This is a genomic window from Bradyrhizobium sp. CCBAU 51753 (assembly GCF_015291565.1).
GTDB classification, from domain to species: Bacteria; Pseudomonadota; Alphaproteobacteria; order Rhizobiales; family Xanthobacteraceae; genus Bradyrhizobium; species Bradyrhizobium ivorense.
Map to the genome: position 1 here is coordinate 1,387,135 of NZ_CP030037.1, position 15,012 is coordinate 1,402,146.

Annotated in this window: 9 protein-coding genes; 4 read left to right on the forward strand and 5 right to left on the reverse strand. The window is 66.3% G+C overall.

Features of this window, described 5'->3' with window-relative positions:
- Positions 1-211 precede the first annotated feature (211 nt).
- Complete coding sequence (locus tag XH93_RS06365) at positions 212-1,915, forward strand: outer membrane beta-barrel protein (RefSeq protein WP_246799680.1); 1,704 nt, start codon at positions 212-214, stop codon at positions 1,913-1,915.
- A 173-nt stretch (positions 1,916-2,088) separates the two neighbouring features.
- Here XH93_RS06365 and XH93_RS06370 read toward each other — a convergent pair whose 3' ends face one another.
- Both XH93_RS06370 and gltB read right to left on the reverse strand, forming a co-directional pair.
- Positions 2,089-3,546 (reverse strand): glutamate synthase subunit beta, encoded by a 1,458-nt coding sequence (locus XH93_RS06370; protein WP_194472858.1) that lies wholly within the window; start codon positions 3,544-3,546, stop codon positions 2,089-2,091.
- A 144-nt stretch (positions 3,547-3,690) separates the two neighbouring features.
- Positions 3,691-8,430 carry a glutamate synthase large subunit gene (gene gltB, locus XH93_RS06375; protein WP_194472859.1) on the reverse strand — a complete coding sequence of 1,580 codons (4,740 nt, stop codon included), beginning with the start codon at positions 8,428-8,430 and terminating at the stop codon, positions 3,691-3,693.
- 473 nt (positions 8,431-8,903) lie between these two features.
- Between gltB and XH93_RS06380 the strand changes: the two genes are divergently transcribed.
- Entirely contained in the window at positions 8,904-9,686 is a 783-nt protein-coding gene (locus XH93_RS06380) for a hypothetical protein (RefSeq protein ID WP_194472860.1), read from the forward strand.
- Positions 9,687-9,854: 168 nt separating this feature from the next.
- Here XH93_RS06380 and XH93_RS06385 read toward each other — a convergent pair whose 3' ends face one another.
- The gene (locus XH93_RS06385) at positions 9,855-10,325 is read right to left on the reverse strand and encodes an Hsp20 family protein (protein ID WP_194472861.1); all 471 of its coding nucleotides are present in this window, start codon (positions 10,323-10,325) and stop codon (positions 9,855-9,857) included.
- 217 nt (positions 10,326-10,542) lie between these two features.
- Between XH93_RS06385 and XH93_RS06390 the strand changes: the two genes are divergently transcribed.
- Complete coding sequence (locus XH93_RS06390; RefSeq protein WP_139480851.1) at positions 10,543-11,490, forward strand: alpha/beta fold hydrolase; 948 nt, start codon at positions 10,543-10,545, stop codon at positions 11,488-11,490.
- Positions 11,491-11,508: 18 nt separating this feature from the next.
- On the opposite strand, the gene XH93_RS06395 is transcribed toward XH93_RS06390, so the two are convergent.
- Both XH93_RS06395 and XH93_RS06400 read right to left on the reverse strand, forming a co-directional pair.
- A complete protein-coding gene (locus tag XH93_RS06395) occupies positions 11,509-12,168 on the reverse strand; it encodes a hypothetical protein (protein ID WP_194472862.1) in 660 nt (219 codons plus the stop codon).
- 52 nt (positions 12,169-12,220) lie between these two features.
- Entirely contained in the window at positions 12,221-14,023 is a 1,803-nt protein-coding gene (locus XH93_RS06400) for an adenylate/guanylate cyclase domain-containing protein (protein WP_139480847.1), read from the reverse strand.
- Positions 14,024-14,277: 254 nt separating this feature from the next.
- Between XH93_RS06400 and XH93_RS06405 the strand changes: the two genes are divergently transcribed.
- Complete coding sequence (locus XH93_RS06405; RefSeq protein ID WP_194472863.1) at positions 14,278-14,913, forward strand: LysE family translocator; 636 nt, start codon at positions 14,278-14,280, stop codon at positions 14,911-14,913.
- The last annotated feature ends 99 nt before the right edge of the window (positions 14,914-15,012 follow it).

Below are 15,012 nucleotides of genomic sequence, written 5' to 3' on the forward strand. Positions count from 1 at the left end.
CTCCCTTAGCACGCTCTTTTCCGCGATGCGACGCGCAGCCGCCAATCCTCAACGGCCCATTAACCATAATTGTTTTTACTCCATTAAGGACGTTTTCCGCCGCCGGGTGGGATGCGTACGTCAAGTGCATGAATTCGTTGGAGTATTTTCCATCGTGGTGCGGAGGCCTGCAAGCGGCCGGGATCGACGCGGACGTGTTGTTCGCGTGGCCTTGTCATGCCTTGTGCTGACCGCGCCAGGCGGGCTCGCCCGGGCCCAGACCGTGACGCCCGACCTGTTCAGCCCGAACCGGCAGAGCCAGGTCGTCGACCCGAATTCGCCGCTGCGCCGGACCACGGCGGATGTGCTCGATCCCCTCAACGGCCTGAGGCTGCCTGACCCAGACCGCGATCGCGAGCGCGAGCGGCGTTCGTCGAGGTCGTCATCGACCTCGACGACGACACGCGGCGGCCAGCTCCCGGCCACGGGGCTCTCCACCGCAGCGACCGGCGCCGCAACGTCGGGCTACGACTCGCTCAATCGCAAGCGGCTGAAGCCGAAATACTATCCGGGCCAGGTGAAGCCTAAGCCGTCGCCGGGGCCCGGCTCGCCGGTGCCGACAACGCCGCCGCTGAGCGCGTCGGGGCAGCTGCGGCTGTCGATCCCGCCGTCGGAGACCGCCAGCAAGCCGCCGCTGCCGCCGGCGATGGCCGGCACCGTGGTCGGCCAGCCGCCGCGCAAGCGGCTCAAGATCGACGACGATCCGTTCGGCGCGATCGGCGATTACGCCGGCTCGTTCCTGATCAAGACCGCGGTCGAGGTGATGGGCGGCTACGACACCAATCCTGGTCGGCTGAACTCTCCGCAGGGCAAGGGCTTCTATGTCATCGCGCCGGAATTCCTCGCGGTGTCCGACTGGGAGCGCCACGCCGTCGTCGCCGATCTGCGCGGCTCCTTCACCGGCTACGGCTCCGGGCTGACGCCGAATGCCGACGGCACTCCGCTGTCGGCGCCGCTCGACGTCGACCGGCCGAACTTCACCGGCCATATCGACGGCCGCATCGACGTCACCAGGGACACCCGCCTGCTGGGACAGGCGCGGCTGTTCGTCTCGACTGACAATCCCGGCAGCCCGAACGTGCAGGCCGGTCTCGCCCGATATCCGGTCTACTCCACGGTTGGCGGCACCTTCGGCATCGATCAGAATTTCAACCGCCTGCAGGTCTCCGCCGGCGCCACCATCGACCGCACCGACTATCAATGGTCGAAGCTCACCGACGGCACCTCCTCGTCGAACGACGACCGCAACTTCACCCAGTATGGCGGCGTCGGCCGCGTCAGCTACGAGCTCAACCCCGCGGTCAAGCCGTTCGTCGAAGTGCAGGGCGACAGCCGGGTGCATGATCTCTTTCTCGACCGCAACGGCTACGCGCGCGATTCGTCGGGTGGATACGCCAAGGCCGGCACCTCCTTCGAATTCTCGCGGCTGTTGTTCGGCGAGATCTCGATCGGCTACGGGATGCGCAATTATGTCGACACAAGGCTCAACCGGCTCGAGGGCCTGCTCACCACCGCGTCGCTGACCTGGACCGTGACGCCGCTGACCACGGCAAAGTTCTTCTCCGACACCCAGCTTGGCGAGACCACGCTGCCCGGCAGCTCCGGCGTGCTGTCGCGCACCTACACCGTCGAGGTCGACCACGACTTCCGCCGCTGGCTGACCGCCATCGGCAAGTTCACCTACGGCACGCTCGAGTACAAGGGCGGCGAGAACCGCGACGACACCATCTACTCGGTGTCCGCCGATTTGATCTACAAGATGACCCGCAGCCTCTGGATCAAGGGCACCCTGCGCCGCGACTGGCTGGATTCGAACATCGCGGGCAATAGCTCGGCCTCGACGGTGGTGATGCTGGGCGTGCGGGTGCAGAATTAGGCGGGTGCGGGCGGAAGTCGCGCCACTCTCCAGGCGTCGTGCTCCGCGAAAGCGGGGCATCCAGTACGCCGCGGCTTCCCGGCTCAAGCGCTGACGTCTCTGGAATACTGGATCGCCCGCTTTCGCGGGCGATGACAGTTGCGTGTGTGGATGTGGCTCGGCCGACCGCCGCGTTACCGCGGCAGGTCCGTCTTCCCCATCAGGAAGCTGTCGATCGAGCGGGCGCAGAGGCGGCCTTCGCGGATCGCCCAGACCACCAGCGACTGGCCGCGGCGCATGTCGCCGGCGGAGAAGATCTTTGCTTGCGAGGTCTGGTAGTCGTGCAGGTTGGCGCGGACGTTGCCGCGCTGATCGAGGTCGACGCCGAGGCTCTTGAGCAGGCCCTCGTGCACAGGGTGCACAAAGCCCATCGCCAGCAGCACGAGCTCGGCGTCGAGCGTGAACTCGGTGCCGGGCAGCGGCTTGAACTTGTCGTCGACCTTGATGCAGTGGAGCTTTGCGACCTTGCCGCCGGTGCCCTCGAACTTCTGGGTCAGCACGGCGAATTCGCGCACCGCGCCCTCGGCCTGGCTCGAGGACGTGCGCATCTTCAGCGGCCAGTTCGGCCAGGTCACGCCCTTGTTCTCGCGCTCGGGCGGCGCCGGCATGATCTCGAGCTGGGTCACCGACTTGGCGCCCTGGCGGAACGAGGTGCCGATGCAGTCCGAGCCGGTGTCGCCGCCGCCGATCACGACGACATGCTTGCCGCCGGCGAGGATTTCGGCGGTGCCGTCGAGCGGCTCGCCGGAGACGCGGCGGTTCTGCTGCGGCAGGAAATCCATCGCGAAGTGGATACCCTGGAGGTCGCGGCCGGGGATCGGCAGGTCGCGCGGCGCCTCGGCGCCGCCGGTCAGCGCCACGGCGTCGTATTGCTTGGCCAGCTCATTCGGGTCGATTGCGCCGGGGGCGGAGCCGCCGACCGGCTTGCCGTAGTGGAAGGTGACGCCCTCGGCTTCCATCTGCGCGACGCGGCGGTCGATGATGCCCTTTTCCATCTTGAAGTCGGGAATGCCGTAGCGCAGCAGGCCGCCGGCCTTGGCGTACTTCTCGTAGACGTGCACGTCATGACCGGCACGGGCGAGCTGCTGCGCGCAGGCCATGCCGGCGGGGCCGGAGCCGATCACCGCGACCTTCTTGCCGGTCTTGTGCTGGGCGATCTCCGGCTTCAGCCAGCCCTCGTCCCAGGCGCGGTCGACGATCGCGCATTCGATGGTCTTGATGGTGACCGGGTTGTCGTCGATGTTGAGCGTGCAGGACGCCTCGCACGGCGCCGGGCAGATCCGGCCGGTGAACTCCGGGAAATTGTTGGTCGAGTGCAGATTGCGCGACGCCTCTTCCCAATTGTCCTGGTAGACGAGGTCGTTGAAGTCGGGGATCTGGTTGTTGACCGGGCAACCCGGCGTGCCCGGCTCGGCCGAGCCGGTGCCGTGGCAATAGGGAATGCCGCAATTCATGCAGCGCGCCGCCTGGTCGCGCGTGTCCTTGTCGCTCAGCGGAATCACGAACTCGTCAAAGTTCTTCAGCCGCTCGGCGACCGGCTCGTACTTGCGCTCGTTGCGGTCGATCTCGAGGAAACCTGTGATCTTGCCCATCTAAACCCGATGCCCCTGCATCATGTGTTCGTCGTTGTCCGTCGTTCCGGGATGCGCCTTGAGGCGCAGACCCGAAACCTCGAAATTGCCTTGCGAGATTCCGGGTTCGCGCTTTCGCGCGCCCCGGAATGACGCGTGGTGGTGTTACGCGCCGATCGCGATCTTCGGCTCGGCGTCGGCGTTCGCCTTCATTTCCTTCAGCGCGCGGCGGTACTCCACCGGCATCACCTTGCGGAATTTCGGCAGCCACGTCTTCCAGTTTGCGAGGATCTCGGCGGCCTTCTTCGAGCCGGTCAGCTTGGCGTGACGCGTGATCAGCACGTGCAGCCGTTCGACGTCGGAGTCGAGCAGGTTCTGGAACACGTCGACCCGGCCGTGAGCCTCGAGATCGCTGGAGTGGTGGTAGGTGTCGGCGTTGATCATCTCCTCCGACAGCACCGGCTCGAGATCGACCATCGACAGGTTGCACAGCTTGTCGAAGTCGCCGGCCTCGTCCAGCACGTAGGCGATGCCGCCGGACATGCCGGCCGCGAAGTTGCGCCCGGTCTTGCCGAGCACCACCACGATGCCGCCGGTCATGTATTCGCAGCAGTGATCGCCGGCGCCTTCGACCACCGCGACCGCGCCCGAATTGCGCACTGCAAAGCGCTCGCCGGCGATGCCGCGGAAGTAACACTCGCCCTCGATCGCGCCATACATCACGGTGTTGCCGACGATGATCGACTCTTCCGGCACGATGCCGGAGATTTTCGGCGGCTTGACGATGATGCGTCCGCCGGAAAGGCCCTTGCCGACATAGTCGTTGCCTTCACCCTCGAGCTCGAAAGTGACACCCTTGGCGAGCCAGGCGCCGAACGCCTGTCCGGCGGTGCCCTTCAGGCTGACATGGATGCTGTCGAGCGGCAGGCCCTCATGGCCGTAGATCTTGGCCACCGCGCCCGACAGCATCGCGCCGGCGGAACGGTCGGTGTTGTTGATCTCCTCCTCGATCTTGACCGGCGCGCCGCGGTCGAGCGCGGCCTGCGCCTTCTCGATCAGCCGGCGGTCGAGCACGGCCTCCAGATGATGGTTCTGGGTCTCGGAGTGATAGATCTTCTGGCCCTTCTCCTCCGGCTGCCGCACGAACAGCTTTGAGAAATCGAGCCCCTTGGCCTTCCAGTGCGAGACCAGCGCGGTCTGGTCCAGCATCTGGACCTGGCCGACCATCTCGTCGAACGTCTTGTAGCCGAGCTGCGCCATGATCTCGCGGACTTCCTCGGCGACGAAGAAGAAGTAGTTGATGACGTGCTCGGGCTGGCCGGTGAAGCGCTTGCGCAGCACCGGGTCCTGGGTGGCGACGCCGACCGGGCAGGTGTTGAGGTGGCACTTGCGCATCATGATGCAGCCCGCCGCGATCAAGGGCGCAGTGGCGAAGCCGAACTCGTCGGCGCCGAGCAGCGCGCCGATCACGACGTCACGGCCGGTGCGGAAGCCGCCGTCAACCTGCACCGCGATGCGGCTGCGCAGCCGCTGGCGCACCAGCGTCTGGTGGGTTTCGGCAAGCCCGATCTCCCACGGCGAGCCGGCATGCTTGATCGAGGTCAGCGGCGAAGCACCGGTGCCGCCCTCGAAGCCCGCGATGGTGACATGGTCGGCGCGCGCCTTGGCGACGCCCGCCGCAACCGTGCCGACGCCGACCTCGGAGACCAGCTTGACCGAGACCTGGCCGTCGGGATTGACGTTCTTGAGGTCGTAGATCAGCTGGGCGAGGTCTTCGATCGAGTAGATGTCGTGATGCGGCGGCGGCGAGATCAGGCCGACGCCCGGCGTCGAATGCCGCACGCGCGCGATCGTCGCGTCGACCTTGTGGCCGGGCAGCTGGCCGCCTTCGCCGGGCTTGGCGCCCTGCGCCATCTTGATCTGCATCATGTCGGAGTTGACGAGATACTCCGTGGTGACGCCGAAGCGGCCCGAGGCGACCTGCTTGATCGCTGAGCGCATGCTGTCGCCGTTCGGCAGCGGCTTGAAGCGGTCGGATTCCTCGCCGCCTTCGCCGGTGTTCGACTTGCCGCCGATCCGGTTCATCGCGATCGCCAGCGTGGTGTGGGCCTCGCGCGAGATCGAGCCGAACGACATCGCGCCGGTGGAGAACCGCTTGACGATCTCCTTGGCCGGCTCGACCTGCTCGAGCTTGATCGGCTTGCGCTTGTCGTCCTCGGCGCTCTTGATCCGGAACAGGCCGCGCAGCGTCAGCAGCCGCTCCGACTGCTCGTTGAGGATCTTTGCAAACGCCCGGTAGCGCTCCAGCGAGTTGCCGCGCACCGCATGCTGCAGGGTCGAGACCGATTCCGCGGTCCAGGCGTGGTCCTCGCCGCGGGTGCGGAAGGCGTATTCGCCGCCGACGTCGAGCGCACTCTTGTAGACGTGGCCGTCACCGAACGCGTCGCTGTGGCGCCGCACCGTCTCCTCGGCGATTTCGGCGAGGCCGACGCCTTCGATCCGGGTGTGGGTGCCGGCAAAGTACTTGGCGACGAAGTCGGCCTTGAGGCCGACCGCGTCGAAGATCTGCGCGCCGCAATAGGACTGGTAGGTCGAGATGCCCATCTTGGACATCACCTTGAGCAGGCCCTTGCCGATCGACTTGATGTAGCGCTTGACGATCTCGTAGTCGTCAAGCGCGCCGGGCAGCCGGTCCTTCATCGCGAGGATGGTTTCGAACGCGAGATAGGGGTTAATCGCCTCGGCGCCGTAGCCGGCGAGGCAGGCGAAGTGATGCACCTCGCGCGGCTCGCCGGATTCGACCACGAGGCCGACCGAGGTGCGCAGGCCGGTGCGGATCAGATGATGATGCACGGCGGCGCAGGCCAGCAGCGACGGGATCGGGATCCGGTCGGTGCCGGTCATCCGGTCGGACAGGATGATGATGTTGATGCCCTCGCGCACCGCGCCCTCGGCGCGCGCGCAGAGCTCGTCGAGCACCTGCTCCATGCCCGCCGCACCGAAGCCGGCGTGGAAGGTGGTGTCGAGGGTGCGCGACTTGAAGTGGGTCTCGGCGACGTCGGAGATCGAGCGGATCTTCTCCAGATCCGCGTCGGTCAGGATCGGCTGCCGCACTTCGAGGCGCTTGGTCGAGGCCAGGCCCTGCAGGTCGAACAGGTTCGGCCGCGGCCCGATGATCGAGACGAGGCTCATCACCAGCTCCTCGCGGATCGGATCGATCGGCGGGTTGGTGACCTGGGCAAAGTTCTGCTTGAAGTAGGTGAACAGCTGCTTGGGCTTGTCCGACAGCGCCGAGATCGGCGTGTCGTTGCCCATCGAGCCGGCGGCTTCCTCGCCGGTCGCCGCCATCGGCGTCATCAGGATGGTGATGTCTTCCTGGCTGTAGCCGAACGCCTGCTGGCGATCGAGCAGCGGCAGGTTGGAGCGCACGCCCTTGGCCGGCGCATCCGGCAGCTCCTCGAGCTGGGTCTGGGTGCGATGCAGCCAGTCGCTGTAGGGATGGCTCTTGGCGAGGTCGGCCTTGATCTCGTCGTCGGGAATGAGGCGGCCCTGCTCGAGGTCGACGAGCAGCATCTTGCCGGGCTGCAGCCGCCACTTGGTGACGATCTGCTCCTCCGGAATCTTCAGCACGCCCATTTCCGACGCCATCACGATGCGGTCGTCGCTGGTGACGAGGTAGCGTGCCGGGCGCAGGCCGTTGCGGTCCAGCGTCGCGCCGATCTTGCGGCCGTCGGTGAAGGCGATCGCGGCCGGGCCGTCCCACGGCTCCATCAGCGCGGCGTGATATTCGTAGAAGGCGCGGCGCTGCTCATCCATCAGCGGATTGCCGGCCCACGCTTCCGGAATCATCATCATCACGGCGTGCGGGAGGGAATATCCACCCTGCACCAGGAATTCGAGCGCGTTGTCGAAGCAGGCGGTGTCGCTCTGGCCCTCATAGGAGATCGGCCAGAGCCGGCTGATGTCCTTGCCGTAGAGCTCGGAATGCACCGAGGCCTGCCGCGCCGCCATCCAGTTGACGTTGCCGCGCAGCGTGTTGATCTCGCCGTTATGCGCGATCATCCGGTACGGATGCGCCAGCGACCAGGTCGGGAAGGTGTTGGTCGAGAAGCGCTGATGCACCAGCGCCAGCGCGCTCTCGAAATCCGCCTCGTGCAGGTCGGGATAGTACTTGCCGAGCTGGTCGGCCAGGAACATGCCCTTGTAGATCACGGTGCGGCAGGACAGCGAGCACGGATAGTAGCCCGCCATGCCGCGGTCGCGGCGCTGGTAGATCGCCTGCGAGATCGACTTGCGCAGGATGTAGAGCCGGCGCTCGAAATCGTCCTCGGTCTTGGCGGCGCCGTTGCGGCCGATGAAGACCTGCATGTGATAGGGCTCGGTCGGCTTCACCGTGACGCCGAGCGAGGAATTGTCTGATGGCACGTCGCGCCAGCCGAGCAGCTTGAAGCCCTCGTTCTTGATCTCGTCGGCGATGATGCTCTTGATCACGTTGCGCCAGGCGGCATCGCGCGGCATGAACAGCGCACCGATGGCATATTCGCCGGGCTTCGGCAGCTTGAAGCCGAGCTCGCCTGCCTTGCGCGCGAAGAAGGCGTGCGGGATCTGCACCAGAATGCCGGCGCCGTCGCCGGCGCGCGGGTCGGCGCCGACCGCGCCGCGATGCTCGAGGTTGCACAGAATGCTCAGCGCGTCGGCGACGATCTGATGCGACTTCTTGCCCTTGATGTTGGCGATGAAGCCGACGCCGCAGGAATCCTTTTCCAGGCTGAGGTCGTACAGGCCCTCGGCTTTCGGGCGCCAGGTGTGTAGCTCGGGAGTAGGCGCGGTCTCGGCTTTCGAGTCCGCGGTCGCCGGCAGCGTTCCTGCCACGATGATTTCGCGCTCGAATTCCGACCCGCTCATGTGTCCTCTCCCTTGCGTAAGGGGCCTCACCGTGTTTGGCGCACCTTGGACGTTGCGGCACCCACCGGGGCCACCGCTCGTCCGCCGCGAGCCGCATTTTCCTTAATTCAGGCGACGGGCGTTCAACGTCCCAGTGGAACGGCCGTGCCTGCAGCATTCTCGGAGCTCGGGGCGCCGAGATCTCGTTGCAATCCCTATGCCGGGATGGCTTCGAAATTGAGACAGTCTTGCTGTCCTAACTCCGACCTTGCCAAATTTTTGTCTATCACACAAGCGCGTGAAAGTCCTCGTCCGCATGTCTGGACCGAGCGGCTTCGGGGCCCCTCGCGCCCCTGATTTGAAGCAAACGCGCCCCGATCTGGCCCAAGCACTGACCAAGGACCGCCGGATTTCAAAATGAAATTTCGCTGAACGCAAGCCGGCAAGAGGGCGGAAACGCTCCCCGGGGCGAGGGGCAGACAGGAGTTTCGGTGATGAAGTTGTTCACAGGATCGGTCGCTGCCGCCGCCCTCGCGCTGAGCGTGGCCGCCGCGCAGGCCCAACTGCTGACCCCGGGCCGGATCGGCAGCTCCCCCTACATCGCGGTGTCGGACATGGACGGGCCCTACGCCGCCATGCCGGAGGTTCCGCCGCCGCCGCGCTATGGCCGGGTGCCGAGCCTGCTGCCGCCGGTCGAGGTCTACACCGTGCTGCGGGAGAACGGCTATCTGCCGCTCGGTGCCCCGCGGCAGCGCGGCTTTACCTATACGATCGCCGTGATCGACCAGGGCGGCGCGGACGGCCGCCTGGTGATCGACGCCCGCGACGGGCGCATCATCCGCTTCATTCCGGCTGACCGGATGGGCGACAATTTCGACGACGATTTTGCCCCGGCCTACGGGCAGGCCGAGCCGGGCCAACCGATGCCGCCGCCGATCCAGGCCCGGGTGCCGCGTCCGCCAATGCCGATCCCGCATGTCGCAAGGCGCGCGGTGCCGGTGCCGAAGCGGAGCCCGCTCGCGACCGCCAAGCCGGCAGGGGGGGCCCCGGCTAACGCCCAGGCCGCGATGCCGGAGCCGGCCCCCGCCCAGGCGACTGCACCGCCGCCCGCTCAGCAGGCGGCAGCGCCCGCGCCGAAGCCGGCCGAGGCCCAGGCCGCGGCAGCCGCCCCGCCAGCCGAGGCGGTGCCGACCGTCGGCAAGTTCGCCCCGCCGGCCCCCGCCGCGACCGCGATCCTGCCGACCCAGGAGATGCCGAAGGTACAGGGGCTGGAGTAGTTTCGTAGTCCGGATGCAGCGAAGCGAAATCCGGGGAACGCTCTCCGCGTCGAGACCGCCCCGGATTGCGCTGCGCTCCAGCCGGGCTACGGCACCGCTCAACAAAAAACGCCCCGGTTTCCCGGGGCGTTTTCGCGTGCAGCCAATATCTGCTGACGCGGGACTTGCTTAGGCCGCGACCTTGGAGCCGTCGACGACCTGCGGGGCCTTCTCGCCGCCGCTGATCGGAATGCTGCGCGGCTTCTTGGCCTCGGGGATCTCGCGGACGAGATCGACATGGAGCAGGCCGTTCTCGAGCGAGGCGTTCTTCACCTGCACGAAGTCGGCGAGCTGGAAGACGCGCTCGAAGGCGCGCGAGGCGATGCCGCGATAGAGCACCTCGGCCTGATTGCCCGAATTCTCGTTGGCGGTTTTCTCGCCCTTGATCGTCAGCGTGTTTTCCTTCGCGACGATCGAGAGCTCGGCCTGCGAGAAGCCGGAGACCGCAACGCTGATCCGGTAAGCATTCTCGCCGGTGCGCTCGATGTTGTAGGGGGGATAGCCGGGGCTGCCGTCCGAGGTCACCTGGTCGAGCAGGTTGAAGAGGCGGTCAAAGCCGACGGTGGAACGGTAGAAGGGCGTGAGATCGTAGCTACGCATAGAATAGTCCTCCAGTGAGCGACTGTTTCAGTTACCCGCCCGCCATCGGGCCGGGCTTAGATGTGTGCAGCCTGATGTTTCGAGCCCGAAACACTGGTAGCGGCCTGCACTGAGGTGATATGGGAGGGGCTACGTCGCGTTCAAGAGGCGGACACCGCGCAGCTTTTCGCGCCGCGCCCTTTAGCTCCGCTCTGCTCCATCCAGCCGGTTTCCCTGCATGACGCTCGTCTCGATTCCCGCCAATCCGGTCCCGGACGAATTTGTCAGCGGCACGATCAAGACCCCCGACGGCGCCGAGCTGCGCTTCGCGCGCTGGGCGCCGCCGCCCGGCCGCAAGGGTACGGTGTGCGTGTTCGGCGGCCGCGGCGAGATGATCGAGAAGTATTTCGAGACGGTGCGCGACCTGCGCGACCGCGGCTTTGCGGTGGCGACGATCGACTGGCGCGGCCAGGGCCACTCGTCGCGGCGGCTGCGCGATCCGCGCAAGGGCTATGTGCGCGACTTTTCGGACTACGAGGTCGACGTCGAGACCTTCGTGCAGCAGGTGGTGCTGCCGGATTGCCCGCCGCCGTATTTCGCGCTGGCGCATTCGATGGGCGGCGCGGTGATGCTGCGCATCGCGCATGCCGGCAAGCGCTGGTTCGACCGCATGGTGCTGTCGGCGCCGATGATCGATCTGCCGCGGCGCCGGGTGTCGCTGCTGCCGAGCACGCTGCTGCGGATCCTGCGCCTCGCCGGGCAGGGCGGCCGCTACGTTCCGGGCGGCAACGACGTGCTGGTCGGCACCGCGCCCTTCATCGGCAATCCCGTGACCAGCGATCCGGTGCGCCACGCCCGCAACGCCGCGATCCTCGAGGAGGACCCGACGCTCGGCATCGCCGCGCCGACCATTGCCTGGGCCGACACCGCGTTCACCGCGATGCGCACCTTCCGCGGCATGTCCTACCCGTCCGATATCCGCCAGCCGATCCTGATGCTGGCGGCGAGCAACGACGAGGTGGTGTCGACGGCGGCGATCGAGGAGTTCGCCTATCATTTGCGCGCCGGCTCGCACCTCGTGATCGCCGGCGCCAAGCACGAGATCCTGCAGGAGCAGGACCGCTATCGCGGCCAGTTCTGGGCGGCGTTCGACGCCTTCGTGCCGGGCACGCCGCTCTTCAAATAACCCGCGCCGCGAAACGCGTCAGCTGTTCAGCAGTGCGATGATCCGGTCCGGAAAGCGCCGTTCGACGAACAGGGTCCTGACCTCGTCGACGCTGAGATAGCGATCCTTGCCTTCGCCCTTGCCCATGATGTCGAGCAGCACCGGCCATTCGCCGAGCATCAGCACGCGGTAGTAGTAATGCAGGATCGTCCAGGAGGTGGAGTGCTCGCTGGCGTCGCGCTGAAAATTCTCCGCCATGAAGGTCTTGATCTGCGACGCCGACAGCCCGCGCTCGACACCGCCGCCGGGGCGCGTGTAGTCGCTTCCGTAGCTCGCGAGACGCTCGATCTCGCTCTCATGGACCACGGCATGCTGATCGAGAATGCGCGAGCCGGCGCCGTGCTTGTCGAGCGGACCGTTGCGCAGCTCGTCGAGGATGGCGCCGCGGAACAGGCTGCGCAGCTGGCTGACCGGGCCAAAGCCGTTCGCCCCCTGTGCGACCACGAAGATCTTGGCGCGGGCGACGAAGCCCGACCATCCGGTCTTGCCGGTGGCGCGGCCGATCGTCTCGGTCAATTCCGGCAGCGGCACGATATGGCCGCCGACATAGTTGCCGGCGACCAGCGCGCGCAGGAACGGGCAGGGATTGTTGGGCGAAACCTGCGGGGCAGGGGTTTCGCTGCGAGCCGTCTCGGTCATGAAACCAGGTCCTGAAAAGTCGTCAGCCAAAATGACCTGGCGATGCGATCGCTCAGGAGTCGACGGCGAACTTTGATGCCGATGCAACCAAAGCGAGTTTGCCGAAGGGGACGCCGGCTTTCAAGAGGCCCTCGCGGTAGTGGGCGATGTCGGCGGGGTTCTTCCAGTGGAAATTGCGCAAATGCCGTTCGACCGTCAGCCCCGGATAGTTGGTCAGCAGCGCCTCGGCGGCTTCTTTGGCTTCATCCGCGCGCCCGAGCTGGGCGAGTGCGGCGGCACGCACCGCCAGGCACTGCAGATGGTTCGGGTTGAGGTAGAGCTGCTCGCGCGACCATGACAGCGACGCGTCATATTGCCCCAGCAGATAGTGGCTGAACGTGTTCAGCGCCGCGAACTGGTAGCGCGGATCGCTGTTGCCGCGCTGCGCCGCCGTCGAGAACAGCTCGACCGCCTTGCGATGATCGCCGATCACCATGTGGCAGATGCCGAGCACGCCGCGCGCGCCCATGTCGTAGGGGTTGAGCTCGATCGCCCGCTTGATGGCATCCATCGCCGCTTCGTAATGGCCCTGCATTGCGTGCAGATAGGCCAGCAGCTGGAACGCGAACGAGGAGCGCGGGTCGAGCCGCACGCTGCTCTCGGCGAGGCTGACCGACGACGCCCACAGCTCGCGGGTGCTCTGGATCCAGCCGAACTGGACGCCCTGGATCTGGATCAGCGCGAGATAGGCGCGCGCGATCGACAGCGCGGGATCAAGCTCGATCGCCTCCTTGAACAGCGCGATCGCGGTTTCGAAATCGTCCTTGGTCTGGTGATAGTAGTGCGACAGCCCCTTCAGGAAGCGGTCCCAGGCGGTCAATTCGGAGTTCGGCGTGCGTGCCGGCGCCGAGGCCTCGGCGCGGTAGATCTCCTGGGCGACCGCGGCGGAGAGATTGGCGGTGATCTCGTCCTGCATCGCGAACAGGTCGCCCATGTCGCGGTCATAGCGGCCGGTCCACAGCTGCTCGCCCTTTTCCGGCGCGATCAGCTCGGCGGTGACGCGGATCTTGTTGCCGGCGCGGCGCACCGAGCCCTGGATCAGATAGGTGGCGTCGATCTCGCGCGCGATCAGGCGGGTCGAGACGTTCTTGCCCTTGTAGGCGAAGGTCGAGTTGCGGCTGAGCACGCGATAGAAGGATTGCAGCGACAGCGCGTGGATCAGGTCCTCGGTCAGGCCGTCGGAGAAATACTCGTCGGCGCTGCCCGAGAGGTTGTCGAACGGTAGCACGCCGACGATCGCGGTGCGGTACTGCGCCGGCAGATGCGGGCCGTCCTGCGGGGCCTTTTCGTCCTGGACGTCGGACCCGGCCGGCGCCCAGGTCCAGACATTGATCGGCTCGGCGATGTTCTTGAAGCGGTGCGGGCCGGCATCGACCAGGATGACGGCAAGCCGCCGCCCGGCCTCGGTGCGGGCCTTGTCCGAGACCGCGATGCCGCCTGGGGCCGCGACCGTCTCGAGCCGGACGGCGATGTTGACGTCGTCGCCGAACACCTCGTCCTCGTCGGCCATGACGTCGCCCATGTGGACGCCCATGCGGAAATGCATGGCCCGGTCGGCTGGCAAATGTTCATTGCGTTCAGCCATCATGGTCTGCATCGCGACCGCGGCCTCGATCGCGCCGATGATGCTGGGAAACTCCAGCAGGAAGCCGTCGCCGGTGTTTTTGACGATTCGGCCGCCGTGGTTGAGGATAATCGGGTAGATCGCGCTGCGATGGGCCTTGAACGCGGCATGCGTGCCCGCCTCGTCCATCCCCATCATGCGGGAATAGCCGGCGATGTCAGCGCAAAGGATGGCAGCGAGCCGTCGTTCCATGTTTCTTGTGCCTTGGAATTGGCCACCCTAGCCGATGTGACCGAATCCGATACTTACAGGACAGGTTGGGTCCGGCGGAAGCTCGGTTTGTAGGCACCTATAATGCATTGTAGCAAGAATTGGCATGCGGCGAACGGACCGAGCAATCCGTTTGTCTACTGAATTCGTATGTCGTTGGGATGGCACGCTAGTCTGCTCAATCGTCCTTTCGGCTTTATTACACGCGGTTACTCACATAGGTTAGTGTCCCTGACATGCTTGGAATTCACGAACTCTGGCTCTTTGTCCTGTCCGGCCTGCTGCTCAACATCACGCCGGGGCCGGACACCGCCTATATCATTGGGCGCACGATTCAGCTCGGCTGGCGCGGCGGGGCCGCCGCAGCGCTCGGAATCAGCGGCGGCTGCCTGGTTCATGTGCTGGGCGCGGCGATCGGGCTCTCGGCGCTGCTGATGGCGTCGTCGACCGCCTTCCTCGCCGTCAAGCTGGTTGGCGCGGCCTATCTGGTCTTGACCGGCCTGCAGATGCTGCTGTCGCGCGCCAAGCCGGTCACGGCGGCCGCGGCGGAAGGCGGCGAGACCACGGTCGCGCGGGTGTTCTGGCAGGGCGCGCTGACCAACATCCTCAATCCCAAGGTGGCGCTGTTCTTCCTGGCCTTCCTGCCGCAATTCGTGGCGGCCGATTCGCCGCACAAGACGCTGGCTTTCCTGACGCTCGGTCTGATCTTCATCACCACAGGCACGCTGTGGTGCTTCGGCATTGCCGCCTTCGCGGCGCGCGCCGCCGGCCGCATCCGGCACTCCACCTCCGTGATCACCTGGATCAACCGCTCGCTCGGCGGCCTGTTCGTCTATCTCGGCGTCCGCGTCGCGATGCTCGAGGCGCGCTAGGGCGGGAACGGCGCTGCGGATTGTTTGCACTCAGCAGCCGAATAACGCGGTGCCGTTACCCGCGCATGCGCATCCGCGGGTGATCCAGTATTCCAGAAA

Coding starts and splice junctions, on each gene's coding strand:
- XH93_RS06400 (WP_139480847.1), bottom strand. CDS start 14,023: ATGGAACGACGGCTCGCTGCCATCCTTTGCGCTGACATCGCCGGCTAT.
- XH93_RS06370 (WP_194472858.1), bottom strand. CDS start 3,546: ATGGGCAAGATCACAGGTTTCCTCGAGATCGACCGCAACGAGCGCAAG.
- XH93_RS06395 (WP_194472862.1), bottom strand. CDS start 12,168: ATGACCGAGACGGCTCGCAGCGAAACCCCTGCCCCGCAGGTTTCGCCC.
- gltB (WP_194472859.1), bottom strand. CDS start 8,430: ATGAGCGGGTCGGAATTCGAGCGCGAAATCATCGTGGCAGGAACGCTG.
- XH93_RS06385 (WP_194472861.1), bottom strand. CDS start 10,325: ATGCGTAGCTACGATCTCACGCCCTTCTACCGTTCCACCGTCGGCTTT.
- XH93_RS06390 (WP_139480851.1), top strand. CDS start 10,543: ATGACGCTCGTCTCGATTCCCGCCAATCCGGTCCCGGACGAATTTGTC.
- XH93_RS06380 (WP_194472860.1), top strand. CDS start 8,904: ATGAAGTTGTTCACAGGATCGGTCGCTGCCGCCGCCCTCGCGCTGAGC.
- XH93_RS06405 (WP_194472863.1), top strand. CDS start 14,278: ATGCTTGGAATTCACGAACTCTGGCTCTTTGTCCTGTCCGGCCTGCTG.